This is a genomic window from Corynebacterium sp. CCM 9204, assembly GCF_041357695.1.
Lineage (GTDB): Bacteria > Actinomycetota > Actinomycetes > Mycobacteriales > Mycobacteriaceae > Corynebacterium.
Genome location: NZ_JAUERX010000001.1, coordinates 445576 through 459188 on the forward strand (window position 1 = coordinate 445576; position 13613 = coordinate 459188).

Here is a 13613-nt window from a genome sequence, read left to right on the forward strand (position 1 = left end):
GTGGAAGGAAACATGGTGACATCACGGAAAGTCCCACGGATCGTACTCAAGGGAGACAGGAAACCGTCATCTCGATGGATCGGGTCGAGGTAGGACACCCAGGCCGGAATCTTGGCCGCGCAACCTGTTGATGGGAGCGGGAGGTGGGCAGACCCGGTTGAGAACGGGTACGAGGTTCCTCCCAAACGTCAGAACGGGGGCTGTAGGTCTTCTTCTTCCGCGGGGTCAAGGCCGAGGGTCGTGTAGAGCTGTTCCGCCGACCAGAGTGCGATTTCCTGGCCTTTGGAGATGAGTTCTTCGGCTCTCTTCTGTTTTGACGTCGGTTTTCCCCATTCACCGCAGACGAGAATCGTGGTCTTCCTAGTCACGTTCTTACCCACTGTCGCGCCTGCCTCCGCGATTTCCTGCCAGAGTCGCCCCTTGTCAAAGGCTCCGAAATCGCCGGAAAGGGTCACGTTCTGGCCGAAGAGCAGCCCCTCGTGGTCCGCGTCCGGATTCGGTTCGGGGATGGTGTCAGGTACTGCTACCTTCGCCCAAGGCACCGCCCTGGAACCCCTTTCCTTTTCGCTACGGCCGGAGTGGGATGACGCGGTACGGGGCGCCTTCCCGGGTGCGGTGACCAGAACAGGCCAGACCCGTTCATCCTCAACACGCCCGAGGGTGAATCCAGCTCCAGTGTGTATCTCATCCACGGTGGTACCCGAGGCTGTCCCTCCGCGACTATCGCGAAGGAGGACGAGAATCCGAGCTGTGGCTTCCGCGGCAGCGGCGGCTGAATCAGGTTCCGGGATCCCGAATGTCGTGCACAGGCCACCGAGAGAATGGTCAGTGTCATCGGGGCGCACCTCACGTGCGATAGCCAGGGTACAACCGAGCGGGCACCCCGATAACACTGATGAGGCTCCGGTGGAACGGAGAGTACGGATGAGAGCCGTCGCCTGCCGGTAGGCGTTATGAGCGACGAGAGGCCCAGGACGGTCTGTGAGGTACTCTCCGAGTGCGGCGATGAGAGCTTCCGCAGCAGATCCGGTTGTTCCGGTGGAAGTCCACTCGGTGGAATCAACGACCACACCGTTTCGGACGCTGGCTACACCAATTCCACTGATCCCGTCCCAGGATATGTCATGTTTGACGTGGATCGCTGAGAAATCCAGACCGGGAATCTCGACATCCGGTAGGTCGCCGCTCCCCGCGGCTGCGAGGGCATCGACGAACCGCTGCAGTTCCGTTGTCTGGTTCGGACTGAAGACGATCTCAGCACCGGAGCCTTCGAGGAGAACCCTGGCGCAGGTGACGGAGTCACCCGGGATGACGGTGACATCGGTGATCGACGCCAGCGGGATCTCGGGCCCGGGACCACGGAGGGCCGTCAGCAGTGGATCATTGTGTACCGTCACCCGTTGACCGGTGACGATGACCGAACATCCGTGGGCTGCGATCACGTGGGTTCACCTCTCGATGCTGATGATGTGGGACGGGATCAGACGTAGTCCCCGGTTCGATCGCGGTAGTCATCCTCGGAAGATACGGTCCGGCGGGTTCCGAGATTACTCGGCTTCGACTCCGGCATATCATCGTCCGTTCCGTGCACGCAGCCCGGAGATGCGTTCGGCGTGTGGGCGTCCTCCTCCAGCTCCGTATCTGTTTCCGGTGGGACCATCTGCTTGAGGATCATCGTGGAACGTGCAGACACGGTGATCTTTCCACCGGCTTCAATGACTTCCTCCTCCAGCGGGTAGCCAGTTTCTTCGACGGTGTCGACGATCAGGCGCCAGCGGACTCCGAAGCGCTTACCCGGGAGAGTGAACTCCAATGGTTCGTGGTACGCGTTGAAACACATGATGAAGGAATCATCGGTGATCCGCTCGCCTCGTTCGCCGGGCTCCGCTATAGCGTCGCCGTTGAGGTAGACCATCAGAGACTTACCGAAGGTGAAGTCCCAGTCAGCCTGCGTCATGAGTTTTCCGGATGGTACGAGCCATGCGATGTCACGCTGACGGAGATCGTCATCACCGAGTGGGCCACCGGCGAGGAAGCGGCGCCGACGGAACACTGGATGATTAGCCCGGATCCGCAGCAGTCTGCGAGTGAAGTTCACCAGGGATTTGTTGTCCTCGGCTTGTTCCCAGTCGATCCAGGACAGTTCGGAGTCCTGGCAGTAGACGTTGTTGTTACCCTCCTGGGTGCGGCCCATCTCGTCACCGTGGGCGATCATCGGGGTGCCCTGGCTGAGCAGCAGCGTCGTCAGGAAGTTCCGGCGTTGCTGTGCACGGAGCTGCAGCACCTCAGAATCTGAAGATGGACCCTCGACTCCGCAGTTCCAGGAGCGATTGTGGCTCTCCCCATCGCGTCCGTCTTCGCCGTTGGCGTCATTGTGCTTCTCGTTGTAGCTCACCAGATCGTTGAGGGTGAAGCCGTCATGGGCGGTGACGAAGTTGATCGACGCGGTGGGGCGTCGGCCGTTGTTGGCGTAGAGGTCTGAGGATCCCGTTAGCCGCGAGGCGAATTCACCGAGGGTCGCGGGCTCACCACGCCAGAAGTCACGAACGGTATCCCGATACTTTCCGTTCCACTCAGTCCAGAGCGGTGGGAAGTTGCCCACCTGATAGCCGCCCTCGCCGATGTCCCAGGGCTCAGCGATGAGCTTCACCTGACTGACCACCGGATCCTGCTGAACGAGGTCGAAGAATGCGGAGAGCCGGTCCACATCGTGGAGTTCGCGGGCGAGGGTCGAAGCGAGGTCGAAGCGGAAGCCGTCGACGTGCATCTCTGTGACCCAATAGCGCAGCGAATCCATGATCAACTGCAGAGTGTGCGGATGACGGACATTCAGGCTGTTTCCGGTACCGGTGTAGTCCATGTAGTGCCGTTTGTCGTCTTCGACGAGCCGATAGTAGGCGGCGTTGTCGATGCCGCGGAACACGATGGTCGGGCCCATGTGATTGCCCTCGGCAGTGTGGTTGTAGACCACGTCGAGGATGACCTCGATACCGGCATCGTGGAATGCCCGGACCATTCCCTTGAACTCGCTGACAGCACCACCGGGCTTCGTGGCGGCCGCGTAATCCTGATGTGGCGCGAGGAAACCGAAGGTGTTGTATCCCCAGTAGTTGCGCAGTCCGAGCTCGCGGAGCCGGTCATCCTGTAGGAACTGGTGGACGGGCATCAGCTCGATAGCGGTCACACCGAGATCCTGCAGGTACTCGATGATCGAGGGGTGGGCCAGTCCGGCGTACGTGCCACGGAGATTCTCCGGGACATCGGGATGGGTCATTGTCATGCCCTTGACGTGGGCCTCGTAGATGACCGTCTCGTGGTAGGGCGTTTTCGGGGCTCGGTCATTCGCCCAATCGAAGAAGGGATTGATGACGACAGAGGTCATCGTGTGCCCGAGGGAATCCTCAGTGTTCCGCTTGCTGAGGTCCTCCGGATCAGTGATGTCGTAGGAGAACAACGATGGGTGACCGTCGAACTCACCGTCGAAGGCTTTGGCGTAGGGATCGACGAGCAGCTTGTTGGGATCACACCTGTGTCCGTTGGCCGGATCGTAGGGGCCGTAAACGCGGTAGCCGTAGCGCTGTCCTGGCTGTACACCGGGGAGGTAGCAGTGCCATGTGTGGGCATCGACTTCCTCAATCGGGATACGGGTTTCGTTGTCGTCCTCATCGAGCAGGCACAGCTCGACCTTTTCCGCGACGTCGGAGAAAAGAGCGAAATTGGTGCCGGCTCCGTCGTATGTGGAGCCGAGCGGATAGGCGTCGCCGGGCCAAACCTGGTGGGCGTCTGCGGTGGAACTAGTCATGGTCAGCAATCATATATCGCACGGTGCGCCAAGTCCCTTCAGCACAACTGACACACCCCGCCGGAAAGCTTCTTCTTCAGCTAGGTCACAGGGAGAATGTTGTTCACTGTGCGGGTCGGATACGGTGGCCAGTCGCAGTGCCATCACGGATTGTTCGTGGAGTGTCACGCCCATGATGAAGTGGAGAAGAGTCGTGGCTCCGGTTTCACAGGCTTTCGGACCGAGTTCACTTCCAACGTTCAGAGCTGCAGAAATGGTGTTGATGAGGGCGGTGCGGAGAGTTGGATCGGGTAGTGCTGCGGAGACGATTTCCGCTCCGTCGCGGTGATCCAGGAGTACGGACCGGAGGCGGGCGCAGATGTCTTGGGTTGCTTGCGGCCATGTGTCGGCGATGACATCGGGGGTGCTTTCGAGAACCGGAGCACAAATAGCCTGCCCGATGGCCGCGATGAGTGCTTGTTTGCTGGGAAAGTGCCAGTAGAGGGCGCCTGGGGCGACCTCGAGCTGTCGGGCCACCCGGCGCATGGTCATGTCCGCTAGGCCATAGGTGTCTGCGATCTCGAGGCTGGCGGAGATGATGGACTCACGGGTCAACTGCACACTGCCACGATAGCCGTCCACAGGTTCGTTGAGGCGGATTGGGTAGCAGGGGGTTCCCGGGGACGAGAAGGTGGTCTGTCCGGGGTGGTTCCAGTGGATCTATGTCATTGGGTTTCGCAGATCGGTGCCGCACATCTGACAGTCAGTCAAAGATTGCTCAAGTTTAAGGAAAAACAACTGGCAATCTGGGGTCAGGTTGTTAGGGTGGGAATGCTAGATCTTGTGAAACATCAGATCAGGGCGCGGATATTCTCCGTGCCGTCCGAATGAACTAGTCAGGAGAACCACCCGTGCCGAGTCTCAGTCTCGCAAAGAAGACCATTGCAGCAGCCGCACTGATCGCTCCGCTTTCCATGAGCATGGTGGCATGCAGCTCGAACGGAGATGATGCGGAGGGATCGATGACGTCGACCTCCACGTCGGCATCCACTACGACGTCGACCGAGACCTCCACCTCAACCACGAGCAGCAGTACCGAGTCCGAGGAGATGCCGAAGCCGGAAGGAACATCTTCAGGGAAGGAGCCTGCTCCTGCTCCTGCGCAGGAGCAGGAGGCCGCTGCCGCTGTTGCTGCTGCGGCGGCGGCTCTGCCGTCTCCGAAGCCGGCCGCACCGGTTGAGGGAGGGCGCCCCGCTACTCCGGAGGAGACCCAAGAGATCGAATCTCTGGCCCGGAGCGTTGCATGGGGTCCCACTTTGAAGAGCTACCTTGGGGGTATCCTCGATAACACCTGCCGGTCCGTTCTCCAGGCGCAGGGCGGTCGCGAGGCATTCGATCTGAACCAGATCCCGGATATTCCGATGGAGGCCATTCCTGAGTTGCAGGGCCGCAAGGCTGAAGTGCAGAGCGTGAAGGATGTCAAGGTGGACGGAAATACAGCCTCCGCGACGGTCACCACTGCCACGGGGGGTCATGTTGAGTCGGGAACTATGCGGTTCCTGAAAGAGGACGGTGCCTGGAAGCTGTGTGACTGAGTGACCTGACGCCCGCAAAGGTGCCTTTGGCTCTTCCATAACAACCCCCTGCACGAACCCTGGTGGTTCCGGTAGGGGGTTGTTTTCATGTTATGGGGATGATGAGAGTTCCCCCCGGATCGGGTCATCCGTGTAAGGTGACGGGCTATTTCTTGAACAGTGTTCAAGGGAGCCGGTACCCTTGAATTTTGAGCGGCCACCAGCTCAATCTTGACGAGTATCTGGTGAACGAAGTTAGTCCATACACCCAGGAGGGCCCAAAGATGACCAAGGCAACCATCGACAACGATGCACCCGAGCATGCGCAGGGTGACATTCTCGCGGTCGCGCGGAAGAAGGTTCTCGAAGGTGGAATGGGGTTGAACAAGGACGAGACTCTCGCAGTACTGCAGCTTCCTGATGATCGACTGTCCGAACTGCTTGAACTCGCGCATGAGGTCCGACTGAAGTGGTGTGGTGAGGAAGTCGAGATGGAGGGCATCATCTCCCTCAAAACGGGAGGGTGTCCGGAAGACTGCCACTTCTGTTCGCAATCGGGTTTGTTCGAGTCCCCGGTGCGGTCAGCATGGCTGGATATTCCGGCCCTTGTGGAAGCAGCGAAGCAGACACAGAAGACCGGGGCCACCGAGTTCTGCATCGTCGCAGCGGTGAAGGGGCCGGACGAGCGATTGCTATCACAGTTGGAGCAGGCTGTCGCGGCGATCAAATCCGAGGTTGAGATCGAGGTCGCGGCGTCCGTGGGAATCCTGACGCAGGAGCAGGTCGATCGCCTCGCAGCCGCCGGTGTGCACCGGTATAACCACAATCTCGAGACCGCCAGATCATTCTTCCCCCAGGTTGTCACCACCCACTCGTGGGAGACCCGCCGGGACACACTCCGGATGGTCAAGGAAGCGGGTATGGAGGTCTGTTGCGGTGGAATCCTCGGAATGGGGGAAACCCTCGAGCAGCGCGCCGAGTTCGCGCAGGATCTCGCGACGCTTGATCCGACAGAGGTCCCGATGAACTTCCTTGATCCACGCCCCGGAACCCCGTTCGCGGATTACGAGGTCATGCCGGCCCAGGACGCACTGCGTGCCATCGGTGCCTTCCGACTCGCGCTACCGAAGACGATCCTACGGTTCGCGGGTGGCCGTGAGCTCACACTCGGGGATCTCGGGGCGGAGCAGGGGCTACTCGGTGGCATCAACGCCATTATCGTGGGTAACTACCTCACCACACTCGGGCGTCCACAGGAGCAGGATCTTGAGATGATGGGCAAACTCCGACTGCCCATCAAGGCGCTGAACTCCACCTGTTAGCGAGTCCGACAGCGAATACCGAAAGGGAATGGAACATGGCCCGTGTCGCGGACAACAATGATCTTCTTGAGGCCCTGATTACGGGAGCTTCACCTGTCTATCATCCGAACACCGGCCAGTGCATTGCCGAGGGAGAAGAGATTCGCTTGTCGCCCTCCGCGCGCGCTGGTCTCGAGGCCCCGCGGTACTGTCAGCTTTGTGGTCGGCGGATGATCGTTCAGATTCGACCTGATGGCTGGGACGCCGCCTGTTCCCGGCACGGTCGTGTCGACTCCGCGTACCTCGGTCGACGTTGACCGCAACCGGGGCGGTGTCCGGGGGTTACGGGATGATGCCCTTTTCCGCGTAGATTGGACGTCCATGAACCTTCCCCATTCCTCCGACGGATTGAAGGACACCCCGGACGGTACCGAGTTCCTGACTCCGGAGCGTGGGAAACCCGCGCGCCGGAGTCAGGTCAGGCATCTGTTGCCCCGCGTGAGTCGGGCGACCGGTTCCTACGCGGGGATCCTCGCGTTGGCCCTCATTCTGTCTCTTGTGGCGGGAGTTCTCTCGGGGGTGTTCCGTCCGGTCTATACGGCGCGGATCGCAGAGGACGCGAACATCATTCTCGTGTCTCCCGGATCACAGGAGTTCGACACGTGGTTGGGGATGATCACGGGCAGTTCGATCCTCGGGATCATCGTGGCGCTGGTCGCGTTCTTCCGGGCACCCGAGCTACTCGGACCGAAAATGCTGGCGTGGGTGACGCTCTGTTCTCTCCTCGGGGCGTTCACTCTCGTTGGTATCAGCGACGTCGTCGCTCATCTGGTGCATCAGCCCCCTGCACCGGATGCCCTGGAGATTGGGCAGGACTATGAGTTGGTGCCCCGTGTCGACCTCGATTGGGGGGCGATTATCTCCCCCTATCTGGCGTTGCTGAGTTACTGGTCAGCCACGGTGCTCGTCCGTCCGGGTCAGCCACGCGATCGCGGAGACGGATGAGATTCTCCTAGTCCTAGATCGGGTCGGAGAGCACCTTCCGGATCACGGTGACAGCTTCGACGACACCCGTGATACCGCATTCGAGTGCTGATTTGAGCTGGGCATCGGTGGCCCCGCTGGATGCAGGGAACAGCGCCACCGCGCACACGATGACCCGTTCGGTGTCCCGGCTGGTTGGCTCGGTGTTCGGCGCACCGACGAGAGCGGCCCGGACGTTGACCGTTGGACAGCGTCGGTCGAAAGCGGCACATGCCATCGCAGCTTCACCGAACGCATCGGTCGGCGGACCATCCCAGCGGACCGTCCAGCGGGCGATGATGATGACGTCACCGGGGCCTGCGGCGGTGGTCGTGTTCACCGTGACATGGATGTCCACGTCGTTGATCCGCAGCGCCAGAGCACGGTAGTGGGGATGGGGTTCGGCATCACCACGGACTTCCTCGAGGATGAGCCGGAGACGGTACAAGTCCAGAGGCTCCGGGAGAGAGAGTTCAACCGGCTTTGAGACGCGGGGCGGAATCACGATTCCCTCGACCGGCTGCGTGGCTTCAACGGAATCGGAACGAAGGAGTTCCGATGCATCCACGCGGGGACCTGCGAGGACGGGTAACTCGTCGAGAAGGGTCAGGCATCCGGTGATCACCAGGACCAGAGCACGCTCGAGGAAGGTCCGCAGTTGGGTTCTGCTGATACCGGCTTCCACGCACAGGGACGTGTGGAAGCGCACGCTGAGGGTGGCGTCTGCGGCGACGGCCGGGTAGAAGCAGACCAACAGGGAACGCTCATCTCCCAGAGACAGTGCGTCCTGAAGCAGGGGGAGCTGCTCCACGCCGGTCCGTCCGCGGAGCCGTCCCCTCAGTACGAGATGCAGACCACCGTTGTCACTGAGTAGGAGAAGCTCACTCCGGACTGTCGGCCAGGCTATCAGGATACGGTCCGGCATCACTGTATGACGGATCCCGAGTGCGTCAAGTACCCCGGTGAGGGTATCGACGCTCAGGGGACGAACGGGTTCCGGTGTCTGGTTCCGGAGTCTGCGCACAGCCCGGAACGGCGCAGGTCCGAGTATCCGGAGCAGTGTCCGACGCAATCCACGATTGAGCTTGCCGGGGGGTGTCTGCCGGGAGAACACCGTGTCATACCCGTCGGAGAACAGCGCGGATGCATCCCCCGGGATGCTCGGGAGGGAGGAGTCGCCGTCGGCGGAAGGAGAAGTCACGGGTTCAATCTTCCGGCCACTCCACCACCGAGGATCCCGTGACATCCTCGCTGATGGAACCGACCGCGAACAGTACCCGTCGCAGCCCCAGAGAAAGCGTGTGCCGGAGTTGTGCGGAGGTCAGTCCCGCTGCCGTGGGGACCGACATCTCGACCCGAACCTGAAGTCCGTCGTCGTCGGTGTGGCAGTACGCTTTCGTCAGCGCAGATTTTTCATTCCAGGTGTTACAGCAGAGGAAGAGCCGCATGAAGTCCCGGTCCGGATCAAGGCCCGGATCCCACAGTCCCCGAAGTATCAGGGACGGGCCGTTGTCCAGGTGCAACCCGACGAGCACCCGATTGACCGTCGTGGCGAGCCAACTCTCGCCGCGGTGCATTCCGTGGATCCCCAGTTCATTGAGTGTCGATTCCAGTCTGGGGAGATCAACCGGTGTGGGCGACTCAGGATCGGGAAGACCGTTACCTCCGGTGGCGTTCCCGTTGATCCCGTCGCTGATGTCGTGATCTTCCTCCGGATACTCTGGTTCCTGCACGGGCGATTCCCTCTTTTCTTCTGCGCTGGTACCTGGACCGGTCTGAAACGGTAGTGTTCCGTGGAGTGCACCGGAATCCTGTGCACTCGGTGATGTCGGTTCATCGCCTGTGGCCTTGATCTGCGGAAATTCGGTCAACAGCCGGTCAACAGCTAGTTCTATGACCTGCATCGCCGTACGGATGAAGGTACGCAACTGCTCATCGGTGGCACCAGCGTCGATGGGCAGTGATATTCGGAAACGGATGGACACCGCACCGTCATCGGTGATGTGCAGCAGGGCTGTCGGATTGATCCGTTCCGCATTCCACGAGTTGATGGTGCGCGCTACTGCATTGATGTCGGAGAGATCAAGCGTGCGGCGCAGTTCCCCCTCCGCAATGAGTACCCGCGCCTCGACTCTACCGATGTAGAGGAGAACCCGGTGATCCGCCCAAGGCAGTAGTAGACGCCCGTCCCCGGTGCGGAAACGGTAGTCACACGCCCTGACGGCTGCGATCACGTCCTCCATGCCGATGTTCGTGGGGCCCGGCTGGCCCCCGGCGCGGTCGCTCATGATCTGCTCCACTCCTCACCGTGTGACCTCGTAGACCTCTCCGCCAATATACGCGGCGATGCGTCGGCACCGTCCTCATCCGGTGTCCCCATGGTCGTTGCGCTGTCGGGAGAGAATACAATGACCGCTGAAAGCACCACGGCCCCCGCACCGCATCCGGGGGCACCGGGGTGTGACCTTTCACCGCAGACACACGACGGGATGATGCAGTCAATGCCCATGCTCACGCTCACCGATCTCACCGGACAGAACCCGACCAACAGTCATCTGCGGAGGACTCTGCCCCGAGGCGGCACCGACGTCGACTCCGTCCTCGGGGTGGTCGCACCGTTGGTCGCCGATGTCCGGGACAACGGAGCCATCGCAGCCCTCGCATACGGCCAGAAGTTTGACGGAATCATCCCGGAGAGTGTCCGGGTGCCAGCCGACGTCATCGCCCGTGCAGTGGACACCCTCGACCCGGAGGTTCGTGGGGCTCTCGAGGAATCCATCGACCGGGTACGACAGGTCCACCGGGCACAGATTCCAGAGGGACACACGGTTGAGCTCAGTCCTGGCGGTATCGTCGAGGAACGCTTCATCCCCGTCGAGCGCGTCGGTCTCTACGTGCCCGGTGGCAACGCCGTTTACCCGTCAAGCGTGATCATGAACGTCATCCCCGCACAGGAGGCAGGCGTCGACACGCTCGTGGTCGCCTCGCCCCCGCAGGCCGCACACGGTGGCTGGCCCCACCCCACCATCCTCGCCGCCTGCGCGCTGCTCGGTGTCGACGAGGTGTGGGCCATCGGCGGGGCGCAGGCGATCGCGCTGCTCGCCTACGGCGATGAGGAGGGAGCTGAGCTGGTGCCCGTCGACATGATCACCGGCCCGGGCAACATCTTTGTTACCGCAGCGAAACGGCTCTGCCGTTCCGTGGTCGGCATCGACTCCGAAGCCGGGCCGACGGAGATCGCCATCCTTGCGGATAACACCGCAGATCCGGTACACGTCGCCTATGACCTGATCAGCCAGGCGGAACACGATGTCATGGCGGCGAGTGTCCTGGTCACCGATTCCCGGGAACTTGCAGAGGCCGTTGATCGGGAGGTCACCGCCCGTTATGGTGTCACCCGCAACGCCGAACGGGTAGCTCAGGCGTTGACCGGACCTCAATCCGGCATCATCCTCGTCGATGACCTTGACACCGGTATCCGTGTCGTTGACGCTTACGGCGCGGAGCACCTGGAGATTCACACAGAGAACGCCGCAGACGTGGCCCGCCGGATCCGCAATGCGGGCGCCATCTTCGTCGGCCCCTATGCACCGGTGCCACTCGGTGACTATTCCGCGGGGTCCAACCACGTCCTGCCGACCTCCGGAACCGCACGCCATTCATCCGGTCTGAACACCCGAACCTTCCTCAAGGCCGTGCACCTCATCAACTACGACGAATCCGCGCTCAAGAACATAGCGGGTACCGTCGTGGCGCTCGCCGACGCCGAAGATCTGCCCGCCCATGGAGAAGCGATACGCGCCCGCTTCGAGAATCTGCCCACCGAGACAACCGCAGCATCAACCACTGAGGACAATCGATGACCGACGTCACCACACCGCTCGCCGCGTCCACCACCCTCGCGGACCTGCCGCTCCGGGAAGCGCTGCGCGGCGAACACGCCTACGGCGCGCCGCAGCTTGACGTCCCCGTGCGGCTGAACACCAACGAAAACCCCTATCCGCCGTCCGATGCGTTGATCGAGGATCTGGTGGACACCATCCAACGCCTCGCGGGAGAGCTGAACCGGTATCCCGAACGTGACTGTGTTGAGCTTCGCGATCATCTCGCGGCCTACATCACCGCGCAGACCGGCATCACCGTGACCCGGGAAAACCTGTGGGCCGCCAACGGATCCAACGAGGTTCTCCAGCAACTGCTCCAGGCCTTCGGCGGCCCCGGCCGTACGGCTCTCGGATTCGTGCCCAGCTATTCCATGCACCCGATCCTGTCCGCAAGCACGCATACCGAGTTTCTACGCTGTGAACGCGGTGCCGATTTCCGAATAGACATGGATGCAGCGCTGTCCGAGATCAGGCGTCTCCAGCCTAACGTCGTGTTCGTGACCACCCCGAACAATCCCACCGGTGACGTGACCTCCCTCGACGACATTCGCCGGATCGCAGCAACCGCGCCGGGCATCGTCATAGTTGATGAGGCATACGCCGAGTTCAATGACGGGCCCTCCGCAGTGGAACTCATCGAGGAATTCCCCTCCCGACTGGTGGTATCCCGGACGATGAGCAAGGCCTTCGACTTCGCAGGTGGTCGTCTCGGATACTTCGTTGCGGCTCCGGCCTTCATCGATGCGGTCATGCTCGTGCGTCTCCCGTACCACCTCTCCACTCTGTCTCAGGCTGCGGCGATCGTGGCACTCAAGCATTCGGGGGACACCCTGGCGACGGTCGCGAGGATCGCGGCGGAACGTGACCGCGTGGTCGCTGCACTAGAGCAGATTGGCTACGATGTCGTGCCGAGCCGGTCGAACTTCATCTTCTTCGGGCACTTCGATGACGCGGGCGCGGCCTGGCGAGCATTCCTCGACGCGGGGGTGCTCATCCGTGACGTCGGGGTCCCGCACCGGCTCCGTGCCACGATCGGCCTTGACTCGGAAAATGACGCGTTCATCGCCGCGGCCCGCGATATCGCGGCCGCAACCGGTATCGGCGATGCCGCTTCCACAACCACTCCGTAACACAATCATCCGGCAACACTGGTCACGAGGAATGAGAACTCACCCATGGCAGATCTGAACCACATCACCACCGATGGACCCTCCGGCTCCGGGAAAAACCGCCGCACCCGTGTGGAGCGTGCCACCCGGGAGTCGACGATTGCGGTGGAGATTGACCTTGACGGCACCGGCCGGTGCGAGATTGTCACCGGCCTGCCGTTCTTCGACCACATGCTTACGGCATTCGGAACCCACGGTAGCTTCGACCTGACCGTGCATGCTTCGGGCGACATCGAGGTTGATGCGCACCACACCGTGGAGGACACTGCAATCGTTCTGGGCGGTGCGATACGCGAGGCATTGGGAGATAAGTCCGGGATCCGGCGTTTCGGGTCCTGCCAGCTCCCGATGGACGAGACCCTGTGTGAAGCGATCGTCGATGTTTCGGGGCGTCCGTACTTCGTCATGGACGGAGAACCTGAACAGATGATCACCTCCGTGATCGGTGGGCACTATGCAACCGTGATCAATCGTCACTTCTTCGAGACCCTGGCGTTCCATGCTCAGATTGCCCTGCACCTGCGCTGCCACTACGGCCGCGACCCGCACCACATCACCGAGGCCGAGTACAAGGCTGTAGCCCGCGCACTGAGGGCAGCCACGGAACCGGATCCCCGGGTCACCGGGATTCCCTCGACCAAGGGGTCGCTGTAACCAATGTCGGAGCTTGTTAGAGTGGCAGCCGGACAGACGGATGGATCCGCACACTGGGTCGTCTACCTGTTGTTCGTCATTGCCGGCCTCTTGGTCGGTGGGACCTGGGCTGCTTACCAGGCGGAGAACCGGGTCATGACATTCATTGGCGCTCTCGCGGCGGCTGTGGCATTTGCCGCAGCGTTGCTGTGGTTACTGGGAGAGGTGGGTTAGATAGGTGAAGACTT

The 13613-nt window shown here is 61.6% G+C and carries 13 protein-coding genes; 8 read left to right on the forward strand and 5 right to left on the reverse strand.

All coding sequences use genetic code 11. The features are described from left to right. Positions 1 to 188 precede the first annotated feature (188 nt). Genes QWU43_RS01960 through QWU43_RS01970 form a run of 3 tightly spaced genes read right to left on the reverse strand, consistent with a single transcriptional unit; the run spans position 189 to position 4402 of the window. Positions 189 to 1442: a hypothetical protein gene (locus tag QWU43_RS01960; protein WP_370917003.1), complete on the reverse strand. Its 1254-nt coding sequence runs from the start codon at positions 1440 to 1442 to the stop codon at positions 189 to 191. A gap of 38 nt (positions 1443 to 1480) precedes the next feature. Next, on the reverse strand, positions 1481 to 3802 hold the full coding sequence (gene glgX / locus QWU43_RS01965; protein ID WP_370913861.1) for a glycogen debranching protein GlgX: 2322 nt from the start codon (positions 3800 to 3802) through the stop codon (positions 1481 to 1483). Positions 3803 to 3811: 9 nt separating this feature from the next. Beyond that, complete coding sequence (locus QWU43_RS01970) at positions 3812 to 4402, reverse strand: TetR/AcrR family transcriptional regulator (protein WP_370917004.1); 591 nt, start codon at positions 4400 to 4402, stop codon at positions 3812 to 3814. A 290-nt stretch (positions 4403 to 4692) separates the two neighbouring features. On the opposite strand from QWU43_RS01970, the gene QWU43_RS01975 reads away from it, so the two are divergent. The 4 genes from QWU43_RS01975 to QWU43_RS01990 all read left to right on the forward strand — a co-directional run bounded on the left by QWU43_RS01975 (position 4693) and on the right by QWU43_RS01990 (position 7661). After that, entirely contained in the window at positions 4693 to 5376 is a 684-nt protein-coding gene (locus QWU43_RS01975) for a hypothetical protein (RefSeq protein ID WP_370917005.1), read from the forward strand. Between the two features lie 263 nt (positions 5377 to 5639). Next, positions 5640 to 6677 (forward strand): biotin synthase BioB, encoded by a 1038-nt coding sequence (gene bioB, locus QWU43_RS01980; protein WP_370917006.1) that lies wholly within the window; start codon positions 5640 to 5642, stop codon positions 6675 to 6677. 35 nt (positions 6678 to 6712) lie between these two features. Continuing rightward, entirely contained in the window at positions 6713 to 6973 is a 261-nt protein-coding gene (locus tag QWU43_RS01985) for a hypothetical protein (protein ID WP_370917007.1), read from the forward strand. A 64-nt stretch (positions 6974 to 7037) separates the two neighbouring features. Beyond that, positions 7038 to 7661, forward strand: a complete 624-nt coding sequence (locus QWU43_RS01990; RefSeq protein WP_370917008.1) for a hypothetical protein — start codon at positions 7038 to 7040, stop codon at positions 7659 to 7661. Positions 7662 to 7674: 13 nt separating this feature from the next. Here the strand turns inward: QWU43_RS01990 and QWU43_RS01995 are convergent, their stop codons facing one another. Continuing rightward, positions 7675 to 8880 carry a hypothetical protein gene (locus QWU43_RS01995; protein WP_370913867.1) on the reverse strand — a complete coding sequence of 402 codons (1206 nt, stop codon included), beginning with the start codon at positions 8878 to 8880 and terminating at the stop codon, positions 7675 to 7677. 4 nt (positions 8881 to 8884) lie between these two features. After that, positions 8885 to 9967, reverse strand: a complete 1083-nt coding sequence (locus QWU43_RS02000; RefSeq protein ID WP_370913868.1) for a YbjN domain-containing protein — start codon at positions 9965 to 9967, stop codon at positions 8885 to 8887. A 219-nt stretch (positions 9968 to 10186) separates the two neighbouring features. On the opposite strand from QWU43_RS02000, the gene hisD reads away from it, so the two are divergent. Genes hisD through QWU43_RS02020 form a run of 4 tightly spaced genes read left to right on the forward strand, consistent with a single transcriptional unit; the run spans position 10187 to position 13599 of the window. Then, positions 10187 to 11542, forward strand: coding sequence for a histidinol dehydrogenase (gene hisD / locus QWU43_RS02005; protein ID WP_370917194.1), 1356 nt, complete (start codon positions 10187 to 10189; stop codon positions 11540 to 11542). Continuing rightward, positions 11539 to 12693, forward strand: coding sequence for a histidinol-phosphate transaminase (locus tag QWU43_RS02010; RefSeq protein ID WP_370917009.1), 1155 nt, complete (start codon positions 11539 to 11541; stop codon positions 12691 to 12693). Before hisD ends, QWU43_RS02010 begins: the two co-directional genes overlap by 4 nt. Positions 12694 to 12738: 45 nt before the next feature. Beyond that, positions 12739 to 13386 (forward strand): imidazoleglycerol-phosphate dehydratase HisB, encoded by a 648-nt coding sequence (hisB, locus tag QWU43_RS02015; RefSeq protein WP_370913870.1) that lies wholly within the window; start codon positions 12739 to 12741, stop codon positions 13384 to 13386. Positions 13387 to 13407: 21 nt separating this feature from the next. Continuing rightward, positions 13408 to 13599, forward strand: coding sequence for a hypothetical protein (locus QWU43_RS02020; protein WP_370913871.1), 192 nt, complete (start codon positions 13408 to 13410; stop codon positions 13597 to 13599). Positions 13600 to 13613 lie beyond the last annotated feature (14 nt).

Bases quoted from the DNA above. Each gene is read 5' to 3' on its own strand.
- QWU43_RS01985 (WP_370917007.1), top strand. From the start codon at position 6,713: ATGGCCCGTGTCGCGGACAACAATGATCTTCTTGAGGCCCTGATTACG.
- hisB (WP_370913870.1), top strand. From the start codon at position 12,739: ATGGCAGATCTGAACCACATCACCACCGATGGACCCTCCGGCTCCGGG.
- hisD (WP_370917194.1), top strand. From the start codon at position 10,187: ATGCTCACGCTCACCGATCTCACCGGACAGAACCCGACCAACAGTCAT.
- bioB (WP_370917006.1), top strand. From the start codon at position 5,640: ATGACCAAGGCAACCATCGACAACGATGCACCCGAGCATGCGCAGGGT.
- QWU43_RS01990 (WP_370917008.1), top strand. From the start codon at position 7,038: ATGAACCTTCCCCATTCCTCCGACGGATTGAAGGACACCCCGGACGGT.
- QWU43_RS02010 (WP_370917009.1), top strand. From the start codon at position 11,539: ATGACCGACGTCACCACACCGCTCGCCGCGTCCACCACCCTCGCGGAC.
- glgX (WP_370913861.1), bottom strand. From the start codon at position 3,802: ATGACTAGTTCCACCGCAGACGCCCACCAGGTTTGGCCCGGCGACGCC.
- QWU43_RS02000 (WP_370913868.1), bottom strand. From the start codon at position 9,967: ATGAGCGACCGCGCCGGGGGCCAGCCGGGCCCCACGAACATCGGCATG.